Annotated in this window: 18 protein-coding genes; 13 read left to right on the top strand and 5 right to left on the bottom strand. The window is 64.0% G+C overall.

Annotation, left to right across the window (positions count from 1 at the left end):
* On the top strand, positions 1-780 hold a 780-nt coding region (locus tag L2I41_RS19360; RefSeq protein WP_237155229.1), incomplete at its 5' end, for a LysM peptidoglycan-binding domain-containing protein.
* 165 nt (positions 781-945) lie between these two features.
* Positions 946-2,862, top strand: a complete 1,917-nt coding sequence (locus tag L2I41_RS19355; RefSeq protein ID WP_237155228.1) for an ABCB family ABC transporter ATP-binding protein/permease — start codon at positions 946-948, stop codon at positions 2,860-2,862.
* Positions 2,863-2,940: 78 nt separating this feature from the next.
* Here L2I41_RS19355 and L2I41_RS19350 read toward each other — a convergent pair whose 3' ends face one another.
* Positions 2,941-3,129 carry a hypothetical protein gene (locus L2I41_RS19350; RefSeq protein ID WP_237155227.1) on the bottom strand — a complete coding sequence of 63 codons (189 nt, stop codon included), beginning with the start codon at positions 3,127-3,129 and terminating at the stop codon, positions 2,941-2,943.
* Positions 3,130-3,293: 164 nt separating this feature from the next.
* On the opposite strand from L2I41_RS19350, the gene L2I41_RS19345 reads away from it, so the two are divergent.
* Positions 3,294-3,728, top strand: coding sequence for a DUF1489 family protein (locus L2I41_RS19345; protein ID WP_237155226.1), 435 nt, complete (start codon positions 3,294-3,296; stop codon positions 3,726-3,728).
* A gap of 157 nt (positions 3,729-3,885) precedes the next feature.
* Positions 3,886-5,271 carry a class II 3-deoxy-7-phosphoheptulonate synthase gene (locus tag L2I41_RS19340; RefSeq protein WP_237155225.1) on the top strand — a complete coding sequence of 462 codons (1,386 nt, stop codon included), beginning with the start codon at positions 3,886-3,888 and terminating at the stop codon, positions 5,269-5,271.
* 96 nt (positions 5,272-5,367) lie between these two features.
* Here the strand turns inward: L2I41_RS19340 and L2I41_RS19335 are convergent, their stop codons facing one another.
* The gene (locus L2I41_RS19335) at positions 5,368-5,808 is read right to left on the bottom strand and encodes a hypothetical protein (RefSeq protein ID WP_237155224.1); all 441 of its coding nucleotides are present in this window, start codon (positions 5,806-5,808) and stop codon (positions 5,368-5,370) included.
* Between the two features lie 532 nt (positions 5,809-6,340).
* Between L2I41_RS19335 and L2I41_RS19330 the strand changes: the two genes are divergently transcribed.
* Positions 6,341-7,750: a pyridoxal phosphate-dependent decarboxylase family protein gene (locus L2I41_RS19330; RefSeq protein WP_237155223.1), complete on the top strand. Its 1,410-nt coding sequence runs from the start codon at positions 6,341-6,343 to the stop codon at positions 7,748-7,750.
* A gap of 79 nt (positions 7,751-7,829) precedes the next feature.
* On the top strand, positions 7,830-9,050 hold the full coding sequence (locus tag L2I41_RS19325; RefSeq protein ID WP_237155222.1) for an NAD(P)/FAD-dependent oxidoreductase: 1,221 nt from the start codon (positions 7,830-7,832) through the stop codon (positions 9,048-9,050).
* A gap of 71 nt (positions 9,051-9,121) precedes the next feature.
* Here the strand turns inward: L2I41_RS19325 and L2I41_RS19320 are convergent, their stop codons facing one another.
* Positions 9,122-11,068, bottom strand: coding sequence for a methyl-accepting chemotaxis protein (locus L2I41_RS19320; protein WP_237155221.1), 1,947 nt, complete (start codon positions 11,066-11,068; stop codon positions 9,122-9,124).
* Between the two features lie 691 nt (positions 11,069-11,759).
* On the opposite strand from L2I41_RS19320, the gene L2I41_RS19315 reads away from it, so the two are divergent.
* Complete coding sequence (locus L2I41_RS19315) at positions 11,760-12,119, top strand: carboxymuconolactone decarboxylase family protein (protein ID WP_237155220.1); 360 nt, start codon at positions 11,760-11,762, stop codon at positions 12,117-12,119.
* On the opposite strand, the gene L2I41_RS19310 is transcribed toward L2I41_RS19315, so the two are convergent.
* Positions 12,091-12,693, bottom strand: coding sequence for a TetR/AcrR family transcriptional regulator (locus tag L2I41_RS19310; protein WP_237155219.1), 603 nt, complete (start codon positions 12,691-12,693; stop codon positions 12,091-12,093). The genes L2I41_RS19315 and L2I41_RS19310 overlap by 29 nt on opposite strands.
* 85 nt (positions 12,694-12,778) lie before the next feature.
* Between L2I41_RS19310 and L2I41_RS19305 the strand changes: the two genes are divergently transcribed.
* The 3 genes from L2I41_RS19305 (at position 12,779) to L2I41_RS19295 (ending at position 15,804) form a co-directional block, all read left to right on the top strand.
* Positions 12,779-13,168, top strand: coding sequence for a hypothetical protein (locus tag L2I41_RS19305; protein WP_237155218.1), 390 nt, complete (start codon positions 12,779-12,781; stop codon positions 13,166-13,168).
* Positions 13,169-13,262: 94 nt separating this feature from the next.
* The gene (locus L2I41_RS19300; protein ID WP_237155217.1) at positions 13,263-15,347 is read left to right on the top strand and encodes a molybdopterin-containing oxidoreductase family protein; all 2,085 of its coding nucleotides are present in this window, start codon (positions 13,263-13,265) and stop codon (positions 15,345-15,347) included.
* Positions 15,348-15,486: 139 nt separating this feature from the next.
* Positions 15,487-15,804: a hypothetical protein gene (locus L2I41_RS19295; protein ID WP_237155216.1), complete on the top strand. Its 318-nt coding sequence runs from the start codon at positions 15,487-15,489 to the stop codon at positions 15,802-15,804.
* Between the two features lie 46 nt (positions 15,805-15,850).
* Here the strand turns inward: L2I41_RS19295 and L2I41_RS19290 are convergent, their stop codons facing one another.
* Complete coding sequence (locus L2I41_RS19290) at positions 15,851-16,552, bottom strand: MarC family protein (RefSeq protein WP_237155215.1); 702 nt, start codon at positions 16,550-16,552, stop codon at positions 15,851-15,853.
* 283 nt (positions 16,553-16,835) lie between these two features.
* Between L2I41_RS19290 and nusB the strand changes: the two genes are divergently transcribed.
* The 3 genes from nusB to L2I41_RS19275 all read left to right on the top strand — a co-directional run bounded on the left by nusB (position 16,836) and on the right by L2I41_RS19275 (position 22,374).
* Positions 16,836-17,336: a transcription antitermination factor NusB gene (gene nusB / locus L2I41_RS19285; protein WP_237155214.1), complete on the top strand. Its 501-nt coding sequence runs from the start codon at positions 16,836-16,838 to the stop codon at positions 17,334-17,336.
* Position 17,337: 1 nt separating this feature from the next.
* Entirely contained in the window at positions 17,338-18,336 is a 999-nt protein-coding gene (gene thiL, locus L2I41_RS19280) for a thiamine-phosphate kinase (protein WP_237155213.1), read from the top strand.
* A gap of 582 nt (positions 18,337-18,918) precedes the next feature.
* Positions 18,919-22,374, top strand: a complete 3,456-nt coding sequence (locus L2I41_RS19275) for an autotransporter outer membrane beta-barrel domain-containing protein (protein WP_237155212.1) — start codon at positions 18,919-18,921, stop codon at positions 22,372-22,374.
* The last annotated feature ends 271 nt before the right edge of the window (positions 22,375-22,645 follow it).

Genomic DNA, 22,645 nt, shown 5'->3' with positions numbered 1-22,645 from the left:
GCTGCTGACGCCGCGGCTCCGGCCCAGCCTGCCGCTGCCACCCCGGCCCAGCCGGCGGCTCCCGCCCAGCCGGCGACGACCCCGGCTCAGCCCGCAGCTGCCGCCACGCCGGCAACTCCCGCTGCTGCGGCTCCCGCCGCAACGACGCCGGCGGCTCCGGCTACTGCCGCTCCCGCGGTAGAAGCCGCTCCGGCTGCTGCCGCGCCTGCCACCGCTACGCCTGCTACGCCCGCCGCTACGGCAACCGGCACGGTGAAGATCGACGCCGTCGAATATGAGAACGGCAAGAAGCTCTACGCCGCCGGTTCGGGCGATGCCAATGGCACCGTCCGCCTCTACATCGACGACAAGGTTGTCGGCGACGCCAAGGTGGACAAGGGCCGCTGGCTCTATGAAGGCGAAATCGTCCTGCAGCCCGGCAAGCATCTCGTCCGCGCCGACGAGATCGACGTCGATGGCAAGGTGCTCGCCCGTTCGGAAGTGCCCTTCGACTATGCTGACGCCGCTGTTCCGGCGCCGACCGATGCCTCCGGTTCCGGTACGGCCCAGGCTGGCTCCGGCACCACCGGCGAAGCCGATGCCGCCCAGCCCAAGACGCTGATCATCCGCAAGGGTGACAATCTCTGGATGATTGCCAAGCGTCTCTATGGTCACGGCATCCGCTATTCGACCATCTATCAGGCCAACACTGACCAGATCCGCGACCCGGACCTGATCTATCCGGGCCAGGTCTTCGTCATCCCCAAGGGAGACGCGTCCTGGCAGCCCGTTGGCCAGTGAAACTGGCGTTCACGAAGGATTGCCCGCGATGAAGCTTGCGGGGCCGTCCCATAGCGATTAATTCCTGACCGCCCGGCACCGATAGGTCGCCGGGCGGTTTTCCTTTGCAGAACTGAGTGGCGTGTCCGTGCTGCGGCCACTCGATAAGAACGTCTGGAAACGCTCATGTCCGAGGCCAAGAAGCCGGCCGCGTCCAAACGCCTGGACGCCGACGCCACTCTGATGTCCACCATCGCGCAACTGTGGCCCTACATGTGGCCGGCTGGCCGATCGGACCTGAAGCTGCAGGTGATTCTGGCGCTGGTGTCGCTGGTGTTCGCCAAGGTGATCACGGTGCTCGTGCCCTACCTGTTCGCCTGGTCCACCGACGCGCTGACCAAGGGCGCCGGCGGTCAGACCACTACGACGCTGCTGATGTCCTGGCCGGTGTTCCTTGTGGTCGTCTATGGCATCGGCCGTCTGCTGCTCAATGGCTTCAACAATCTGCGCGACGCCCTGTTCGCCTCGGTCGCCCAGCATGCCGTGCGCCGTCTGGCTCATCGCACCTTCGTGCACATGCACGCCCTGTCCCTGCGCTTTCACCTGCAGCGCCGCACCGGCGGCCTCAGCCGCGTCATCGACCGTGGCGTCAAGGGCATCGAGAACATCGTCCGCTTCACCATCCTGAGCGGTCTGCCCACGCTGCTGGAGTTCGTCCTCTCCGCCGCCGTCATCGCCTTCAACTTCGGCCTGCTGTATCTCGCGGTAATCTCCGTCACAATCTGGCTCTACATCTGGTTCTCGGTGCGCTACTCAGACCGGCGCATCTCGATCCGCCGCCGCATGAACGAAAGCGATACCGACGCCTCCACCAAGGCCATCGACAGCCTCTTGAACTTCGAGACGGTCAAGTATTTCGGCAACGAGCGGATGGAAGCCGAGCGCTATGATGCCGCCATGGCCCGCTACGAGAAGGCCGCCACCGAAACCGGCACCTCGCTCGCCTGGCTGAACATGGGGCAGGCCCTGATCTTCACGGTGGGCATGTCCATCTGCATGGCCATGGCTGCCCATGATGTGACGGCCGGGACGCGCACGCTCGGCGACTTCGTGCTCATCAACGCGCTCCTGATCCAGCTGTCGATCCCGCTAAACTTCATCGGCATGATCTACCGCGAAATCCGTCAGGGCATCGCCGATCTCGAACAGATGTTCGACCTCCTCGACCAGCCCGCCGAGATCGTCGACGCGCCGGACGCCAAGGAGATCGCCGTCACCGGCGGCGCCGTTCGCTTCGAGGATGTGCACTTCGCCTATGATCCGGATCGTCAGATCCTCAAGGGCGTGTCCTTCGACATTCCCGCCGGCAAGACGGTCGCTATCGTCGGCCCGTCCGGCGCCGGCAAGTCCACCCTGTCGCGCCTGATGTACCGCTTCTACGACGTCACCGGCGGCCGGGTGCTGGTCGATGGGCAGGATGTGCGCGAGGTGACGCAGGAGTCCCTGCGCGCTGCCATCGGCATGGTGCCGCAGGATACCGTGCTGTTCAACGACACCATCTTCTACAACATCCGCTATGGTCGCCCCTCCGCCTCCACCGAGGAGGTTCGGGAAGCCGCCCGGCAGGCGCGCATCGGTCACTTCATCGAGACTTTGCCGCAGGGCTTCGAGACGCAGGTCGGGGAACGTGGCCTCAAGCTCTCCGGCGGTGAGAAGCAGCGCGTCGCCATTGCCCGCACCATTCTGAAGGCCCCGCCGATCCTGATCCTCGACGAGGCCACCTCCGCCCTCGACACCAACACCGAGCGCGAGATCCAGGCCGAGCTTGATCGCGTCGCCGAGGGCCGCACCACACTGGTAATCGCGCACCGCCTGTCCACGGTCGTCAATGCCGACGAGATCATCGTGCTGGAAAAGGGGCAGATTGCCGAGCGCGGCTCGCATTCGGACCTGATCGCCCGCGGCGGTCTCTACGCCACTATGTGGAACCGCCAACGCGAGGCCGCCGAGGCGGAAGAGCGTCTGGCACGCGTCAAGGCCGATGACGATCTCGGCATCATCGATCGTGGCCAGAAGGCCGAGGATCTGGTGCCGGCGCAATAGCGCAAGGCCCCAAAAAGCAATCGCGCGCATCCAGGGGCGAATGGATGCGCGCGATGAAATCGTGTGTTGACGCGGCGGTCAGGCCGTCATGTCGAGCAGCTGACCCATGCCCTGCGGGGCGGGAGCCTTGGCCGAAGACGAGGCGGCAGCGCCGACGTCGTCCGAGTCGCCGTCCTTGTCCGGGCCCGAACCTTCGGTCGCCTCACTGGCGGACTGGGTCGGGCGAACCGCCGACATTGACGACGAGCTGATGGAAGAAATATTCAAGTTGGCCTCCTGGCGCGTTGGCAGGCACTTTCTCTGCCGATCTCACCTTAGAACATCTACCTGTCGAAATCCTGTCTGCCGATCTTTGTGCTGTTGCAAATTTCTCTTTTCTTCCAATATGTTAACGAGAGATTAACAGCCCGGGAACAACTGCGGATCACCCCATGGCCCTGCATATCATCAAGCTCTGTGTCGGCGTTGAAACCTTCGAGGAACTGGATCGCTGGTTCCGCGAGGAGGAGCTGGCGCACGCCAGCCAAGGCGTGCCCTACCAGCCGGCTCATACCACGCGCATGTTTCCCAAACGGGTCGACGAGATCCTCAACGGCGGCTCGCTCTACTGGGTGATCAAGGGCGTCGTTCAGGCTCGTCAGCGCATTATGGACCTGCGTCCCGTGAAGGGCGCCGACGGCATCGAGCGGTGCGACATCGTGCTCGAGCCTGTGCTGCACCGCACGGAATACCAGCCGCGTCGCGCCTTCCAGGGCTGGCGCTATCTCGATGCCAAGGATGCTCCGCCCGACATTCGTCGTGCCGAGCATGGCAATGACATTCCCGAGGGCATGCGCCAGGAGCTGCGGCGTTTAGCGTTGATCTGAGCGGCCTGTTTTCGCCGAAAAGCCGCCACCTAGTCCGATTGTAGGTGGCGCCTTGGCGAAGCATTATGTATAACCCCCGAGTTTTGGAGGCTGGAGCCAGGCGACCGGTCCTTGTGGCCGCATCGTCCTGTTTCTGAAAAGCAAGAAGAGTCGCGTCATGCCTACCCCCTGGAAGCCAGATTCCTGGCGGGCCCTGCCGATCCAGCAGGTCCCCGACTATCCCGATATGGCGGAGCTCGCCGCTGTCGAAGGCCGTCTCGCCACCTATCCGCCGCTGGTGTTTGCCGGCGAAGCCCGCAAGCTCAAGAAGCAGCTGGCCAAGGTCGCTGCTGGCGAAGCCTTCCTGCTGCAGGGCGGCGATTGCGCCGAGAGCTTTGCCGAGCATGGCGCTGACAACATTCGCGACTTTTTCCGCGTCTTCCTGCAGATGGCGGTCGTGCTCACCTATGCCGCGGCTCAGCCCGTGGTGAAGGTCGGCCGCATTGCCGGCCAGTTCGCCAAGCCGCGTTCCAAGCCGACCGAGACCATCAACGGCATCGAACTGCCGGCTTACCGTGGCGACATCGTCAACGGCACCGAGTTCACTGCCGAGGCCCGCATCCCCGATCCGAAGCGCCAGGAGATGGCCTATCGCCAGTCGGCGGCGACCCTCAACCTGCTGCGCGCCTTCGCTCAGGGCGGCTATGCCAATCTCGACAACGTGCATCAGTGGATGCTCGGCTTCGTCAATGGCTCGCCCCAGGGCAGCCGCTATCAGATGCTGGCCGATCGTATCTCGGAAGCGCTGGCCTTCATGCGCGCCTGCGGCATCTCGCCGGACAGCGTGCCGGACATGCGCACCACCGATTTCTACACCAGCCATGAGGCCCTTCTGCTCGGCTACGAGCAGGCGCTGACCCGCGTCGACTCCACGTCGGGCGACTGGTACGCCACCTCCGGCCACATGATCTGGATCGGCGATCGCACCCGCCAGCCCGACCATGCGCACATCGAGTTCTGCCGTGGCGTCAAGAACCCGATCGGCCTCAAGTGCGGCCCGAGCCTTGCTCCGGACGAACTGATCCGCCTGATTGACACGCTGAACCCGACCAACGAGCCCGGCCGTCTCACCCTCATCGCCCGCTTCGGCGCCGACAAGGTGGGCGACCACCTGCCGGCTCTCGTGCGTGCGGTGAAGCGGGAAGGGCGTTCCGTCGTCTGGTCTTGCGACCCGATGCATGGCAACACCATCACGCTCAACAGCTACAAGACCCGGCCCTTCGACCGCATCCTCAAGGAAGTGGAAGCCTTCTTCGAGGTGCACCGCGCCGAAGGCACCCATGCGGGTGGCATCCATGTGGAAATGACCGGCCGCGACGTTACCGAATGCACCGGCGGCGCCGTTGCCATCTCGGGCGAGCAGCTGTCGGATCGCTATCACACCCACTGTGACCCGCGTCTCAATGCCGATCAGGCCCTTGAGCTCGCCTTCCTCGTCGCCGAGAACCTCAAGAAGGAACGCGACGGCAAGGAGCCGGTGCAATACGCCATCGCTGGCGAATGACCGCAGCCCCTTCGTTGGGATGAAAAGAAAAAGGCGCTCCGGAAGGGGCGCCTTTTTTCATGGCATCAGTCGGTCGCATTCGCTCTTGAAAGGATCTCAGGCGGCGGCGCCAATGGCGCTCAGCAGGCGTTCGAAGCCACCGAACAGCGCATTGGCCGAAAGGAGCTGCGGCACGCCGTTGCGCGTCACCGCAAGCGCCGGAACGCCATTACCGTGCAGCTTGTTGAACAGCGCTTCGCCTTGCCCGACGATCTCATCGCGCGCATCGAGAACGGCCTGCGTCGGCGCCCGCACCAGGGCCGCGGCTTCCATGTATCCGGCATCTTCCAGGATCGAGGCCACGCCCTTGGCGGTGACATTGTCCCGTCCGTGCACATATCGGCCTTCCTGCAGCACCTTGAGAGCTGCGAGCCGTTGCATCGGATCGTTGAGACCGGCCGCGACCACGCCGAGGGTCGCCGCCTCCGAATTCAGCCAGCCGCCGGATACGCCGAGAACATTCTCGCGATAGGCTTCGCTGAAGATCTGCCCGCTCATCTGGGCGATCCGCGAATCCGCCGCCCATACATGGCTGGTGAACGACCGATCGAACGGTCGCGCGCCGCGCCCCGAGAAGAGACCGGTCGGCAAGACCTCCAGGTCGACCCCGCTCTCTGCCAATCGGGCGATTGTCGGCGCTGCACCGTAGCACCAGCCACAGAGAGGGTCGAAAAGATAAGTAACAACTGCCTTGCTCATCCGGATCATCCAGAACTCATTGTCAAACGTACATTGCTAATTGCCTTCGCTGCGCCGGGGAAGACGGGAGTAGCTGCACAGACTGTTTATGGCATAGAAACAATGGGCATTCAGCCTTTCGCATCATGCGTAGAGCGCATCATATAGATTTTAGATAATAAATTGTTTTCATTGTAATTATTGAATGTGTATTCCTCCGGCATGAGTTTCAACCTTGGCAAGGCGTTTCAATATTGTAGCGCCAACTTTCCCGTCGCCAACTTCCCTCTTTCGCCTCTCGATCGGATAGGATCGACAGGGACTCACCTTGAGGAGGGATGGAGGCATTCCCATGGATAGCGAAGATTTCCGGCTCTGGTCGCACAAGGTTGCCGACTGGGGCGCTGACTACCGCGCCAATCTGCGCGATCAACCGGTCCGCGCCCAGACCCAGCCCGGCGACATCTTTCGCCAGCTGGCCGACGCGCCGCCGGAGCAGGGCGAGAGCATGGAGACGATCTTCGCCGATTTCGAGCGCATCGTCCCGCCCGGTCTCACCCATTGGCAGCATCCGCGCTTCTTCGCCTACTTCCCCGCCAATGCCGCGCCCGTATCGGTGATCGCGGACTATCTCGTCACCGCCATCGCCGCCCAATGCATGTTGTGGCAGACATCGCCGGCCGCCACCGAAATGGAGACGCGCGTCGTTGACTGGCTGCGACAGGCCCTCGGTCTGATTCCGGATTTCGCCGGCGTCATCCACGATAGCGCGTCCACCGCCACTCTGGCCGCCGTACTGACCATGCGCGAGCGGGCCCTGTCCTGGAGAGGCAACACAGACGGCCTCGCCGCCCATGCGGCCGTGCGCATCTACGCCACGGCCGAAGTGCACACCTCCATCGATCGCGCCCTCTGGATCGCCGGCATCGGGGCGTCCAATCTGGTGCGCATTCCCACCCAAGGCTCGCTGAAGGGCATGGATCCTTCTGCGCTCGACGCCGCCATCCGAACCGACCGGGCCGCCGGCTTGATCCCCGCTGGCGTGATCGCCTGTGTCGGCGGCACCTCCGTCGGGGCCTGCGATCCCATCGGCGCCGTCGCCGATGTCGCCCACGCCCATGGCCTGACGCTGCACGTGGACGCCGCCTGGGCCGGATCGGCCATGATCTGCCACGAGTTCCGCGGCCTCTGGGAGGGCATCGACAAGGCGGACAGCATCGTCTTCAACCCGCACAAATGGCTCGGTGCGCAATTCGACTGTTCCGTCCAGTTCCTGAAGACGCCCGCCGATCAGGTGCGCACTCTGGCCATCCACCCCGAATACTTGAAGACCCACGGCCATGACGGCCTCATCAACTACTCCGAATGGTCGGTGCCTCTCGGTCGCAAGTTCCGCGCTCTGAAGCTCTGGTTCCTGCTGCGTCACCACGGTCTCGACGGTCTGCGCACCATCATCCGCAACCATGTGGCCTGGGCGCAGGAACTCGCCGCCCGGCTCGCCGCCGAGCCGGACTTTGAGCTGGTGACCCAGCCGGTGCTGTCCCTGTTCTCCTTCCGTCACCGAGCCGACGCGGACGTCAACGCCCACAATCTGACGCTCCTGCAAGCGATCAACGACGACGGGCGCATCTATCTGACCCAGACCCGCGTCAACGGGGCCATCGCGCTTCGCTTCCAGGCTGGCTCCTTCGACATGACGCGCGCCGACATGGAAACCGCCCTTGAGGTCATCGTCACCCTGGCCCGACGGATCACCACCTGATCGCGAGCCATCGGAACGACTGGTGTTGCACCGGCCGTTCCGAGGCTTTACCTCAGGGCGACCAATGTGGAGTGAGAGCATGCCGGAAAGCGAAAGCATCGTCGTCGTCGGGGCAGGGCAGGCCGCTGTTGCCTTTGCAGCCAGACTGCGGGCGCTCGGCTGCGCGCGACCGATCACCCTTGTCGGTGATGAGCCGGTGCTGCCCTACCAGCGGCCACCGCTCTCCAAGAAATACCTCACCGGCGAGATGACCTTCGACCGCCTGCTGCTGCGCCCGGAGAGCTGGTACGAAGCGAACGCCGTGACCGTCCGTACCGGCACCCGCGTGCTCGCCGTCGACCGCCTTGATCGCCAGCTCAAGCTCTCCGACGGCACGCTGTTGCCCTATGCGACGCTGGCGCTCGCCACCGGCTCCGCACCGCGCCCCTGGCCGGCCAGTGAGGGCGGCGATCTCGCCGGTGTCTATCCCATGCGCTCCAAGGCGGATGCCGATGCGCTGATGGGCGAGTTCCGCCCCGGCCGTCGCCTCGTTGCCATCGGCGGCGGCTATGTCGGCCTGGAAGCGGCAGCCGTTGCCCGCATGGCCGGCCTCGAGGTGACGGTCCTGCATCGATCGGCCAACATCCTGAGCCGCGTTGCGGCGCCGGAAACCGCCGCACTCGTTCGCGCGCTGCATGTCTCCCGCGGTGTCGCGGTGCTGGAGAAGACCTATCCGGTCCGCCTGCACGGCCATGACGGTAAGCTCACCGGCGTCCAGCTCTCCGACGGACGGCTCATCCCCGCCGACCTCGTCGTGCTCGGCATCGGCGTCTTCCCCGGTGACGAGCTGGCGCGCGACGCCGGCCTTGCCGTCGACAACGGCATCGCCGTCAACGCCTTTGCCCAGACCTCCGATCCCGACATCTATGCCTTCGGCGACTGCGCGTCCTTCCCGCTTGGTGATCGCCGCCTGCGTCTCGAGTCCGTGCAGAACGCCATCGACCAGGCCGAGGCCGCAGCCGCCCATGTCATGGGGCAGGGCGCCCCCTATGCGCCCGTCCCCTGGTTCTGGTCCGACCAGTTCGACGCCAAGCTGCAGAGCGCGGGCCTGTTCCAGGGCTATGACGAGGTGCTGCAGCAGGCCGGACCGCGTGAGGGAAGCCATGCGGTCTGGTATTTCCGCGCCGGCGTCATGATCGCGGTCGACGCCCTGAACTTCCCCGTCGCCTATGCCGGCGCCAAGAAGCTTCTCGAGATGGGGCGCAAGGTCACGCGCCAGGACATCGAGACGGTTCCGATCAAGGACCTCATGAAGGCCTGAACCCGAAAACGACAAGGCCGGCAAACCCCGTGGGATTTACCGGCCTTGCGTGTTCAAATTGCTGGTTGGGATCAGGCCGCCACGCGGCGCAGGAAGGCCTCGATCGCCTGCTCGAGCTCGCGGGTCTGGTGGATCACTTCCGAAGAAGCCTGCTCCATCCGCTGCGCCGAGCGCGAGGTGCTCAGCACGGTTTCCACCACCTGCGACATGTTCTGCGACACGATCGAGGTGTTCGTGGCCGCCTCCGACACGCTGCGGCTGATCTCCGAGGTCGAGGCTTCCTGTTCCTCAACCGCCGAGGCAATGCCGAGCGTCGCCTTGTTCACCTGTTCCATCGTCTGCGCGATCGCGCCGATCGAGGCGACGGCATCGGCCGTCGAGTTCTGCATTTCGGTGATCTGCGCGGCAATCTGCTCGGTGGCGCGCGAGGTCTGGTCCGACAAGCCCTTCACTTCGGCGGCCACCACGGCAAAGCCGCGGCCCGCTTCACCCGCACGCGCCGCCTCGATGGTGGCGTTGAGGGCCAGAAGATTGGTCTGTTCGGCGATGGCGCGGATCATGGTCACCACCTGGCCGACGCGGCTTGCTGCTTCCGCCAGCGCCGCCACCTGGTCGTTGGTCCGACGGGCGCCCTCGGTCGCTTCCGAAATCACATGGGTCGTATGCTGGACATGGCCGGCGATCTCGGCGATCGAATGCGCCAGCTCTTCCGAGGCGCCCGACACCACCGCAACCTTGTCCGACGCGCCGGTGGAGGCGTATGAAGCGCCTTCCGCCTGGCTGCGGCTCAACTCGGTCGCGTCGAGCAGGTCCGACGCCGTGGTCGACATCTCGTGCATCGTGCTGGACACCGTGCCGGTCAGCTGCGTCACCTGCCGGCGGAAATCGGCCACCGCCTCTTCGAATGCCCGCTGGCGGCTCATCCGCTGCTCGATATCGTCACGCTGTGCGCCTTCGAGCCGCGCCTTCTCCATCTCGTTGTCCTGGAAGATGGTCAGTGTCCGCGCCATGGCGCCGATCTCGTCCCCGCGATCGGTGTCGCTGACCACCGCCGTCTGGCCGCGCGACAGCGCTTCCATGGTGCTGCGGATGCGGTTGAGCGGCAGGGTGATCGAGCGACCGATGCGCCAGCTCAGCCCGACGCCCAGCAGGGCGGTCAGCAAGCATGTCAGCAGCGCGATCAGTCCCTCGCGCCCGGCACCTGCCTTGGCTTCTTCCTTCGTGCTGTCGCGGAGGCTCTTGGCCTGCTCGCGGATCTGCGATGTCAGCGGCTCGGCCAGGTCGAAGGCAAGCGTCGCCTGATCGGCCACCGGCAGCCAGGCCGTCTTCAGCGTGTCATAGGCGGCAAAGGCCTGCGCATAGGCGTCGAGATCCTTGAGCAGCGAAGCCTTGACGTCTTCGGGTACATTTGCAGCCTTCGCCAGTTCCCGCTGGAAGCGACCGACACCGGCGCTGAAGGCGCCACGGCTCACGTCGTCGGTCTTCAGCATGAACTCGGCGCGCGCCTGATTGATCTGTGCCAGCGCTTGCGCCGCGCGCACGGTGTCCGGGTTCTGCCCGCTCTTGGACACCTTGTTGAAGTTGGTGCGGAACGCCTGGAAGGCCGCTTCCATGGTGCCGATGGCTCCCTGGTCCGCAGCAAGGCCGATCTGCTTCTGCAGGTCTGCGAGCTTGCCGAACTCCTTGTCGACAGTCTCCACGATGCCTTTCAGCTTGCTCGCCTGTTCCGCGGCGACGCCAAGGTCGTTGGCTTGTGCCATCAGTCCGTCGACTTCGCTGCCAAGCGAGCTGATCAGCGCCCTGACCTGACCTTCTCCGTCAGCGGTCGGCTTGATCATGTAGACCCACTCGGTGGCCTTGAGCTTGTTGGCCAGGCTCTGCGAGGACTCCGCGCGGAGCGACAGGTCCGAGACCTTGCTGGTGACGGCGTCCAGATTTGTTATCGACCGAATGGCTTGCGTCGAGACGACAGAGGCTGCAGCCAGGCCAACCAACCAGACGACCGACAAGGACGTCACTTTTGCCCGGATAGAGAAATTTACCAAGCCTTTTCCAGCCCTGGTAGCGACGCTGGTGCCGACGGTCATGACGATTCCTTCAGTTTCGACATCACCACAATTGCCCGCCCTGAACTTAATGGGCGATTAATGCCTGAAAGAATTAGCATGTTTACATTGCATCAATTTCCGGCGGAGAGGTCATTTAAGATGCAAAGACACCTGCAACTTGCACGAATGTAAGGGTTCACTGAGCAATAGTTGATTCCCGATGGCTGAGGCAGGACGGTCGCCTCCCGGACGTTGCTAGTCCTTGAACTTATGACAGCGGTCTTCAATGATTGATTTGAACTTGCTTCATGAGTGCATGCCGCACAGGCGCGAGTTCCTCGCTTGATCTGGGAAACTAGGTACAAACGGAGGTGGAACGCGCAACCTGCTTGGCTGAAGGACCAATTCCCCTAGGTGGAAATGACAGGTTCGCCACACGCCCTCTCCAGCGATTGCCCCGCACGCAGCGTCTGCCTCCAAACCCTGCTTGCCCGCCTCCTCTCCGGCAGGGCGTGTTGCCCACCAGTCTCTCGTTCGCTCGGCGGCGGTATCGCCAACCAACCCTTTCCACAGGGGCCTGTGGCCCCGTGAATCTACGGGTGGACAAGCTGCAGCTCTGCGTCTAAAATATAAGAACATACTAATATAAGGAGATATGTAGATGATCAAGGAATGGGCCGAAACCGCCAGATACATTTCCGGTGAGCTGAAGGACGTCCGTGCCGGTGCTCCTGACGTCATGAAGGCCTTCTCGTCCATGGCGGCGTCGGCTCTGGCCACCAAGGCGCTCGACACCAAGACCAAGGAACTCATTGCCCTGGCCATCGGCGTCGCCATCCGCTGCGACGACTGCATCGCCTTCCACGCCAAGGCCGCCGTCGCGCAGGGTGCCACCGACGAGGAAGTCATGGAAACCCTCGGGATGGCCATCTACATGGGCGCCGGCCCCTCGGTCATGTACGCCTCGCACGCCGCCACCGCCTATCGCGAGTTCAAGGAAGCTGCCCAGTCTGCGGGCTGAGGCCAGCTTGCACTGACTTGATCAGTGCCCCTGCGAAGTCGGCGAGTTCAGCGCCGGCTTCTCCTGCCAGGCGGTCCATGTGCGAGCGCCCCACATAAGCGGCATAGAGCAGGGCGCCGAGGGTTCTGGCCCGCGCCTCATCGGCCCCAAGTTCCTGGAACAGCTGCGCCACATAGGCTTCGCGCTGCCGGTCGATCGTCTCCACGAACGCCTTCACGGCAGGCTCATAACGCGCCCAATCCCGGATGGCCGGCTCCGCCAGACGCCCAGCCCATTGCGGACCTGGCTCGGCTGCAGCCATGGCCATCAGCGCCATCAGGCGGCTTTCCGCATCGTCCTGCTGCGCCGTCGCCGCGATCACTTCTTCGGTTGCCGCCTGCTTCCAGGCCGCGAGCATGGCGCCCTTGAGCGCCGCCGCATCCTTGAAATGCCAGTAGAACGATCCCTTTGTCGCGCCGATTTCGCGCGCCAGGGCCTCCACCTTGATCGCTGCCGGCCCCCCCGCCGCAAGTGCGCGGAAGCCGGCCATGATCCAGCTCTCAGGGGTCAGGCTGCCAGTCGTCTCGTCTCCCACCATACGGCTCCGTATTGACTCGCTCATCCCAACTGAATACACCTCTTTTCGACCATACGCATGCGTATGGAAAGGGAGATTGATCATGAACTGGTGGTTTCTGTCTGCATCCGTCCTCACTGTCGGGCTCACCGGCGTCCACGTCTTTTTCGGTGGCCCCGAGATCGATGTGCCCATCCAGGCAACCGGTCTTGATCCACGCGTCCTCGCCGTCGCCGCGGTCGTCTGGCACGGCGTCACCGTCGTCATGCTGATCAATGCCTTGCTGCTCGCCGCCGCGGCCTTGTCCGCCGATTGGCGCATGGCCGCCGCCGGTGCCGCCTTCCAGTTCCTCGCCTATGCCGGCCTCTTCCTCACCTACAATCTCTCCCGCTTCGGTTCGCTGTGGACCCTGCCGCAATGGATCGCCTTCGTGGCGATCGCCCTGATCATCGGTGCCGGCTTCCGCATGACGGCCCAAGCCGCAGGCTCATAGACAGACCCGATCGGTCCGATGACCATTTTGAATGGGACTTGATGCCTCTTTCCGCTTATGTTGCCGCGCTCATGCATCTATCCGGATTGTCACCATGAACGTCGCTGTGCCCAGAATCGGAAAGTCCGCCTGTCCCCATGATTGCCCGTCGACCTGCGCGCTCGATGTCGAGATCAAGGCCGATGGCAGCATCGGGCGTCTGCATGGCACTGCCGACAATCGCTATACCGCCGGCGTCATCTGCGCCAAGGTCGCCCGCTATGCCGAGCGCGTCTCGCACAAGGACCGGCTGACCAAGCCGCTGCTGCGCACCGGCCCCAAGGGTTCGGGCCAGTTCCGCGAGATTTCCTGGACCGAGGCGCTCGATCGCATCGCCGGCGCCTTCACCGAGGCCACCGCCGCCTACGGTTCCGAGAGCGTCTACCCCTGCTTCTACGCCGGCACCATGGGGCAGGTGCAGCGCGACGGCATCAACCGCCTGCGCCACGAGATGAAATACTCGCGGGAGTTCGGCACCATCTGTGTCAATCCCGCCTGGACCGGCTGGCTCGCCGGCACCGGCAAGCTCAGCGGTCCTGATCCGCGCGAGATCGCCCTGTCTGATTGCGTGGTGATTTGGGGCACCAATGCCGTCGTCACCCAGGTCAACGTGATGACGCACGCCATCAAGGCCCGCAAGACGCGCGGCGCCAAGATCGTCGCTGTCGACGTCTACCAGACCGAAACCGTCCGCCAGGCCGATCTCGGCCTCGTCATCCGACCGGGCACCGACGCTGCGCTCGCCTGTGCCGTCATGCACGTGGCCTTCCGCGACGGCTATGCCGACCGCGCCTTCATGGCCCGCTTTGCCGACGCCCCCGAGGAGCTCGAAGCCCATGTGAAGAGCCGCGATCCCGCCTGGGCTGCGGCCATCACCGGCCTGTCCGTCGATCAGATCGAGGCCTTCGCCCGTCTGGTCGGCGCCACACCGCGCACCTACTTCCGTCTGGGATACGGCTTCACCCGCTCGCGCAATGGCGCCGCCTCCATGCATGCGGCCACGTCGATCGCCACCGTGCTCGGCCTGTGGCAGCGCGAAGGGGCGGGCGCCTTTCACAACAACGGCGCCATCTACCATTTCAACAAGACCATGATCGAAGGCCTCGACATGGTCGATCCCGGCACGCGTGAACTCGTCCAGACCGACATGGCCGCCTTCCTGACCGGCGACCCGGCGGCGCTGGCCGGCGGCCCTCCGGTCAAGGCCATGCTGATCCAGAACACCAACCCGGTCGCCGTCCAGCCCGATCAGACGCGCATCCGCCAGGGCTTTGCCCGCGAGGATCTCTTCGTCGCCGTGCACGAGCAGTTCATGACCGACACCGCCCGCATGGCGGATCTTGTGCTGCCGGCCACCATGTTCCTCGAGCATGACGACATCTACAAGGGCGGCGGCCAGCAGAGCATCCTGTTCGGCCCCAAGCTGGTCGAAGCGCCCGGCGAGGCGCGCGAGAATCACTGGGTGATATCCGAGCTCGCCCGCCGCCTCGGTGCCAGACACCCCGGCTTCGACATGACCCCGCGCGAGCATATCGACTGGCTGCTGCGCAACTCCGGCTGGGGCACCCTGGCCGAGCTTGAGGAAAAGCACTTCCTCGACTGCCAGCCCGACTTTGACGAAGCCCATTTCGTCAACGGCTTTGGCTGGCCGGACGGCAAGTTCCGCTTCAAGCCCGATTGGGGCTCCGTCTACGGCGACGGCCAGAAGCGCCTCGGCCCGTGGGACGCCATGCCCCGCCTGCCGGATTTCTGGCCGGTGATCGAGGAGGCCGACGAGGCCCATCCCTTCCGTCTCGTCACGCCGCCGGCGCGCAACTTCCTCAACACCACCTTCGTCGAGACCCCGACGTCGCTGCAGAAGGAAAGCCGGCCCACGCTCAAGGTTCATCCCGACGCTGCCGGCCGTCTCGGTATCGCCACCGGCGACCTCGTCGAGATCGGCAACATGCGCGGCACCGTGCGTCTGACGGCGCAGATCTTCGACGGCGTCCAGCCCGGCGTTGTCATCGCCGAGGGCATCTGGTCGCTGGCCGCCCATGAGGGTGGGGTGGGAATCAACACGCTGGTCGGGGCGGATCAGGTCGCACCTTACGGTGGTGCAGCCTTCCATGATTCGAAGGTCTGGCTGCGCAAGGCCTGAGTGCCATGCGCTGATGTCGTGGATAAGGACTCCTGCGGCGGCAATCCTGTTGCAATCGCACGATCGCCTCAATTAAGGAAAAAGGCGTGCCTGAGGGCGCGCGCGGCGCGCGCCGTCACAGATGTTGATGGTGTTTGAAATGCGGATTTCCAAGGGTCTCGTTGCTGCGCTGGTGGCCGGCGCGGCTGTGAGCAATGTTTTCTGTTCCAGCGCCTTTGCCGAAACGATCACGCGGGAAAATCTGTCCCGCAAGTTCCTCGATTATTGCGTCTTCACCCAGTACCGGGTGGACGGCATCGATCGCAACTCCATGATCAACAAGTGCCAGTGCGCCCAGAAGGCGGCGCTTGAAAGCATGGAAGGCGACGCCTTCGAGCAGCCCAGTCGCTCCAAGCTGACGGGCGATCAGGAGAAGGCCATCAAGGCCGGCATCGCCGCCTGCTTCGCCAAGAAGTGACGATGGGCTGAGGTCGGCGGCCAGACGCCGCCGTCCGCCTTGATCCTCACATGAAGATCGCCTTGGCGCCGTCCGCCACGAACTGGACGGCGAGGGCGGCCAGCAGCACGCCGAGAAGGCGGGTCAGCACCGTGCGGCCCGTCTCGCCCAGAAAGCGGTCGAGCTTGTCGGCGGCAATGAACACCATGAAGCACAGCAGCGTCATGCCGAGCAGCAGGCCCACCAGCGCCGCCTGATCGGCAACGCCGCGTGTCTGCGATCCGATCAGGATGGTCGCCGAAATGGCGCCTGGTCCGGCAATCAGCGGAATGGCCAGCGGGAACACCGCGAGGCTGCGATAGTCGTCATTGGAAGGCCCATGCTGGCGCGGCGCCGCAGCCGCGTCCACCTTGTCATGGCCGAGCGCCTGTTCGGCCGAGGCCTGCTTGCGCCGCTCCCGCTTCTCGAACACCATCTCGAAGGCGATCCAGAACAGCAGCAAGCCGCCCGCGATGCGGAAGGCCGGCAGCGAGATCCCCAGGAACGACAGGATGCCCGAGCCGATGAAGGCAAAGGCAATCAGGATCAGCGCCGCAATGATCGACGCGCGCACCGCAATGATCCGCCGGATCTTCGGATCCGCCCCCCGCGTCACCGCCAGAAAGATCGGCGCCAGCCCGATCGGATCGATGGTCACGAGCATGGTGGCGAAGGAGTTGAGCAGAAAGTCGGCGATCACGGCGGTTTGTCTCCAGAACGTGCCGACCATGCTCACAGCTCGATTGATTTGCAAAGTCCGTGATCAGAGCACATCGCGAATTATCGACACCAACCTTCTGTTTGGCGCTGCTGTTTACCTTGTAGTCCTTGTCGCCACCCAGCCATTCCCCTTTTGCGCTGGACAAATCGGGCGTTCCGTGATTTTTCCCCCGCCACAGCTATTTGAAGTCCGTATCCTCCCTGTTTCCAGCCCGTGGTCCGTCCGCGAGCGGTGCGCGGCGTGATCGGCAGCGGCCGGTCAGCGAACCGCCGCTCCTTGGAGTGACAGGAAGATGAGCGAAATCCGATCGGGTGAGCGGCCGGAGCCGCGTCCGGCCAATCAGCGGGGAGCCGCTCGTTTGGCCGCCGTGCAGGCGCTCTATCAGCTCGAAATCGGCGGTGGCGACATGCTCGCCGTCGTGCAGGAGTTCGAGGCCTATCGCCTCGGCAAGGAGATCGACGGCTTCGAATACCGCCAGGCTGACGCCGGCTGGTTCCGCGACATCGTCGCCGGCGTTGTTGCCGAGCAGCGCACCGTCGATCCCATGGTCCACACAGCGCTCGTCGAGGATTGGCCGCTCAAGCGCGTCGACGCCACGCTGCGCGCCATCCTGCGCTGCGGCACCTATGAGCTGCTCAAGCGCGGCGACGTGCCGGGCAAGGTGATCATCTCCGAATATATCGACATTGCCCGCGCCTTCTTCGGCGACGACGAGCCTCGCCTCGTCAATGGCGTGCTCGACCGCATCGCCCACGAGAACCGGCCCGACGAGTTCCCCAAGCGGAGCGCCTGACATGGCTGAGGGCGGCGCGCGCATCGGCGAGTTCGAACTGATCGCTCGCGTCTTCGCGCCGCTGGCCGGGGAGGGCACCTTCGGTCTGCTCGACGACGCGGCCGTCTACACGCCCAAGCCCGGCTTCGATCTGGTGTTCACCAAGGACGCCATCGTCAGTGGCGTGCATTTCTTCCCCGACGACCCGTGGAATGCCGTTGCCCAGAAGGGGCTGCGCGTCAACCTCTCCGATCTTGCCGCCAAGGGCGCGCGCCCCGTCGGTTACCTGCTGGCGCTCGGCCTGCCAAGAAACTTCTCCGTCGCCGAGATTGACGCGCTCGGTGCCGGTCTCGGTGCCGACCAGACCACCTATGGCATCTCGCTGCTCGGCGGCGACACCGTCCGCTCCGGCGATGGCCTGACGCTCTGCGTCACCGCCATCGGCGAGGTTCCGCGCGGCGGCATGGTCCGCCGCGGTGGCGCAATGCCCGGCGACGTCATCGTCGTCACCGGCAGCATCGGCGATGCCGCGCTCGGCCTGCAGCTGCGCCTTGACCCGACGCTGGCCGATCGCCTCGGCCTCGCCGACGCTCACCGCGCCCACCTCCTCGATCGCTATCTCCTGCCGCGCCCGCGCAACGCTGTCGCGGACGCCGTCTGCCGCCTCGCTCACGGTGGCATGGACATCTCCGACGGTCTCGTCGGCGACCTTGCCAAGATGGCCGCCGCCTCCGGCGTCGCGCTGGAGATCAACGCCGATCACGTGCCGCTCTCCGCAGCCGCCCAGGCTGCCGTCGCTGCCGACCCGGCGCTGATGGTCACCGCGCTCACCGGCGGCGACGACTACGAACTCGCCCTCAGCCTCCCGCCGTCCGCCGTCGATGCCTTCCGATCCGCCTGCCACGCAGCCGGCGTCGAAGCCACTGTCATCGGCCGCGCGGTGAGCGGCAAGGGCATCGAGGTCTTCTCCGACCTCCGCCCCATCCCCGACCTCGGCACCGGCTCCTATCGCCATTTCTGAGCTTCTGCGGCAGACGCTGCGATGGCAGCCTGGCACTGCCGATCCTCACCTGACTCCAGATGTCATTGCCGTCCCCGGACTGATCGGCACCCTTTGCGATGGCTGGATGAACTCCGGCATTTAGCCGAAGCGAATCCTCAACACGTGCCGTCAACGCGCGCCGTCACCGCATCATTTGAGGCCTCTGCTGTGGATAACTCGATGCCGTGGCGGGCGGAACTGTGACACGGACGCAACGCTGCGCGTTAACAAATTGTAGCGAATATAAATTCATGCATGTTAGCAATCAATCGTTGAGTGAGTGATGCCACGAAAAATCAAGGGTAGGCAATGGGTGGTAGTCGATGTATTTTATTAATTTGTTGAATTAAAACCATTTTCAATGGCGTTGTTTTTTCTTGGCTTGTTTCTCGATGCCGGTTCTACCTGTAAAGGTTGTTGCACTTCTCGCATCAGTCGCGCTCAGGGAGACTCTGATAATTCTGCTCGCAATACGTGCTGTTGCGGCGTGGGTTCTACTGGGCTTCACTTGCCCCTTACGTCTGGTGCCGCGTGGATCAGGCTATTTGGGGGTGAGGCAAAGTGAACAAGCGTCTTTCAATTACGACCCGTCAGCGCCTGCTGATGACCGCGTCTTCCATGTTTGCGCTTGTCGCCGCATCGTCCAGTCTTGCCATGGCGTCCTGCGATTTCTCCGGCACCGCCACGCCGACCGTCACCCGTTGCGAGTCCGACGCGGAAGACGTGGTCCAATATCTGACCGGCGCCGGCACCAGTACGCTGACCGTCACTGACGCCGACGCGAAGTTCATCGAAATGTCCACGTCGGACCCGTCGGTTGGCGCCACGACCCAGTTCCTGAACATCGTCGGCAACTCGACGATCTACAACAACGGCTATAGCGGGGTCTATTCGCAGACCAACGCTGCCAATCACGACCTCACCGCTCAGATCGGTTCCGGCGTGAACATTACCGCGACGGGCGGCGGCTTCGGCGGCATCTGGTTCCGCAACGACACCTCCGGCGATCTCTCGCTCACCAGCGGCGCAACGGTTCACACCGACACAGGTGCGGCGATCACGCTTGTTACCAACGGCGGCGCGGTGCACCTCGTCAACAATGGGTCGGTCACCACCACGTCGAGCAACAGCAACAACGATGCCGGGCTCTACGGCGAGAACGGCTCGTCGACCCCTGGCGCCGGTAGCGTCTACATCGAGAACAACGGTACCGTGGACGCCTTCCGCCCCGGTATCCGCGGCATCAATTACAATGACACGCTGGAGATCGTGAACAACGGCACGATCCTCTCGCATGCCATGCAAGGCATCATCGGCTGGTCCGACACCAGTGACGTGACGATCCGGAACACGGGCTCGGTGACCTCAAACGACAGTATCGGATTGCAGGGCTGGGCAGGCGGAGACGTCTCCATTGTCAACAGCGGTACGGTCGAAGCCGGTTCCGACCCCACCCTGTCCCTGTCGTCCTATGCGGGGATCGGCGTGCAGGCCTGGTCGCTGACCGAGGGCGACGTCCAGGTCATCAATGCCACCGGTGGTTCGATCCATTCGCAGGAGGCCATGGGCATCGATACCATGACCACCGATGGCGACATCGAAATCCTGAACCAGGGCGACGTTCAGGGCGCAAGCGGCATTGGCGCGAACGCGACGGGTGGGGACGTCGAGATTGTCAATGAAGGCTCCGTCACGGCCACAACGGGAACCGGCGTCAACGCGGTGGCAAGTTCCGGGAGCGTGTCGTTCGGCAACTCCGGCGACATTTCCGGTGCATCTGGCGTGGTTTTGGCCGCCTCTGGCTCGGCATTGGTCGCCAACACGGGCACCATCGCGGCCACAACGGGAACTGCCGTCAGTATACAAGCGGTGAGCGGTGATATCTCCTTCGAGAACTCTGGCGAAATCCGCGGTGCCTCTGGCGTGCATCTGGACAGCAGCGGCAATGTCTCTGCGACCAATACCGGGACCATTACGGCGACAACCGGAACCGCCGTGGATGCGGCGCATGTGGCCGGGGATATCGCGTTCGGCAACTCGGGCGACATCGTTGGCGCTTCGGGCATTTCTCTGGATGGCAACGGGTCCGCGTCGGTGACCAACGTCGGCAGCATCACGGCAACTTCGGGGGTCGGTGCTTACATTGCTGGAAACGGCGGCGACGCAATCCTCAAGAATGCGGGCGAAATCTCCGGACTTGATGGCGTGCTTCTGTCCGGCATCGACTCGGCGTCCGTTGCCAACAGTGGCACCATTTCGGCGACGAGCGGAACCGGGTTCACCGCTGCGGCCAGCGACGGCGACCTGACTTTTGGCAACTCCGGGACAATATCGGGTGCTTCGGGCGTGGTCCTGGGCGCTCATGATTCAGTGGTCGCATCCAATTTCGGCACCATCTCTGCCACCACCGGGGCAGCCTTTGAGGCGACGGTGATAAGCAATGGCGTTTCGCTCGATAACCACGGCACGATCTCCGGGGCGTCGGGCGTCGTATTGGGTGGCAGCCATGATCCGGTTACCTTGCTGAACGCCGGTACGATCTCTGCGACGTCGGGAATCGGCGCGGACATCAGTGGGCTTGGCGGTTCCACCATCGTCAACTCGGGCGACATTTCCGGCTCGACCGGTCTGTCTGTCAGTGATGCCGCCAGCACGATCACCAACACCGGCACCATTGACGGCACCACCTATGGCATCGTCTTCAACTCGTCCGGCAACGTGCTGTCGTCCAGCGGCCACATCTCCGGCGGCACCGCGGCGATCCTGTACAATCAGGGCGGCAACACCCTCAACATCTCGCAGTCGACGACCTTCGGCGGCCTGGTCGACTTCAACAACACCACCGGCAACACGACGACTTTCGGCGGCGGCAGCTATCACATTGCCGCGTCCGAATATCTCGATGCCGAAAATGCCATCACGCTCCACGACGGCTCGCAGACCGTGGTCCTCAACCACCCCGACACCACCGGCAGCATCAATGTGGTCGAGTTGCCGTCGGCGTCGCAGATCGGCAATCAGTACACGGCGTCGACGTCGCTGGTGATCGGCAGCATCCTTTCGCTGGATGTCGCCCGTCCCACGGTCACACCGTCGGCCTCCACCAACGCACTCGCCTATGGCGAGACGGGCAAGCAGACCGCCGCCGCCAACGCCGTGGCCTCCCTTGGCGATGGCCTTGCCGTCGATGCCGCCGGCAACCTGTTCTGGATCCGCGCCTTTGGCGGCGGTCGTGACCAGTCGGCCAGCAACACAGATCCGGCCAATGATTCCAGCTACATCGGTCTCATCAGCGGCGTCGACCACCAGTTCGACGGCTACCGCCTGGGCCTGTTCGGAGGCGCCGGTCACATTACCAGCAACGTCAAGGGCGGGGCTTCCTCGATCTCCGGCGACACCGGCTTCGTTGGCAGCTATGGCTCCACTCGCATCGACGGCTTCGACCTCAACGCCGCGCTGACCCTCGGTGCCATCTGGAACACCAGCGATCGCTCGATCAACGCCGGTACCGAAGTGGCGACGGGCGACTTCACGGGCATCTACCTGTCGCCCGAAGTCGCCATCAGCCGCGCCATCGCCCTCAACGACACCTGGACGCTGACGCCGAGCCTGAAGGGCCGTTATACCGGGGCCTTCTACGACGGCTACAGCGAAACCGGTTCGATGCAGAACCTCACCTATGATGCCCGCCAGTCGCATGCCCTAGAGGGCAGGGCGCAGGTGGACCTCGCCTATACCCTGATGACCGAAGAAGGCCTGCGCACCCAGCTGACGCTGACCGGCGCGGTGAGCGACACGCAATATGTCGGCAACTCGGTCCTCAAGGCCAGCCTTGATGGCAGCGATTTCTCCATCACCGACCGGTCCGACAAGAACGTGCTGAGCGCAACGCTGGGCGTCGGCTTCGACAGCCAGCTCACCAGCAACATCGGTGTCTACGGCAGCGTCGAGGGCACCCTCGGCAGCGACAAGTCCCGGTCCTATGTCGGGCGCCTCGGCCTGAAAGTCGCCTTCTGAGATCAAATCACGCAAACCATCACGGGGCGGTCACAGCAGTGGCCGCCCCGTTGCCTTTGGTCGCCTCATCTTTCGCCTTGTCTTGTGGCCTTTGCTTCGCTAGCGCTTGTCGTCCTCTGTCAGGGACAGCCGTCGCTGGACCAGCGGTTTGATTGGCGATTGGTGCCGCGCGTCATTGAAAATGGCTCTCGGTATTCCGCTTTCGAACTTCTCATGCCATTGAGGCTGATGAAACTTCGAACTGTCCTCGATGAGCCGATGCGCAAGCATT

The sequence above is a fragment of the Oryzibacter oryziterrae genome (assembly GCF_021864535.1).
Lineage (GTDB): Bacteria > Pseudomonadota > Alphaproteobacteria > Rhizobiales > Pleomorphomonadaceae > Pleomorphomonas > Pleomorphomonas oryziterrae.
Note: the sequence above shows the minus strand (reverse complement) of the source record. Positions and strands in the feature narration are given on the sequence as shown.

Bases quoted from the DNA above. Each gene is read 5' to 3' on its own strand.
- L2I41_RS19355 (WP_237155228.1), top strand. From the start codon at position 946: ATGTCCGAGGCCAAGAAGCCGGCCGCGTCCAAACGCCTGGACGCCGAC.
- L2I41_RS19345 (WP_237155226.1), top strand. From the start codon at position 3,294: ATGGCCCTGCATATCATCAAGCTCTGTGTCGGCGTTGAAACCTTCGAG.
- L2I41_RS19340 (WP_237155225.1), top strand. From the start codon at position 3,886: ATGCCTACCCCCTGGAAGCCAGATTCCTGGCGGGCCCTGCCGATCCAG.
- L2I41_RS19335 (WP_237155224.1), bottom strand. From the start codon at position 5,808: ATGAGCGGGCAGATCTTCAGCGAAGCCTATCGCGAGAATGTTCTCGGC.
- L2I41_RS19330 (WP_237155223.1), top strand. From the start codon at position 6,341: ATGGATAGCGAAGATTTCCGGCTCTGGTCGCACAAGGTTGCCGACTGG.
- L2I41_RS19325 (WP_237155222.1), top strand. From the start codon at position 7,830: ATGCCGGAAAGCGAAAGCATCGTCGTCGTCGGGGCAGGGCAGGCCGCT.
- L2I41_RS19315 (WP_237155220.1), top strand. From the start codon at position 11,760: ATGATCAAGGAATGGGCCGAAACCGCCAGATACATTTCCGGTGAGCTG.
- L2I41_RS19305 (WP_237155218.1), top strand. From the start codon at position 12,779: ATGAACTGGTGGTTTCTGTCTGCATCCGTCCTCACTGTCGGGCTCACC.
- L2I41_RS19300 (WP_237155217.1), top strand. From the start codon at position 13,263: ATGAACGTCGCTGTGCCCAGAATCGGAAAGTCCGCCTGTCCCCATGAT.
- L2I41_RS19295 (WP_237155216.1), top strand. From the start codon at position 15,487: ATGCGGATTTCCAAGGGTCTCGTTGCTGCGCTGGTGGCCGGCGCGGCT.
- L2I41_RS19290 (WP_237155215.1), bottom strand. From the start codon at position 16,552: ATGGTCGGCACGTTCTGGAGACAAACCGCCGTGATCGCCGACTTTCTG.
- nusB (WP_237155214.1), top strand. From the start codon at position 16,836: ATGAGCGAAATCCGATCGGGTGAGCGGCCGGAGCCGCGTCCGGCCAAT.
- thiL (WP_237155213.1), top strand. From the start codon at position 17,338: ATGGCTGAGGGCGGCGCGCGCATCGGCGAGTTCGAACTGATCGCTCGC.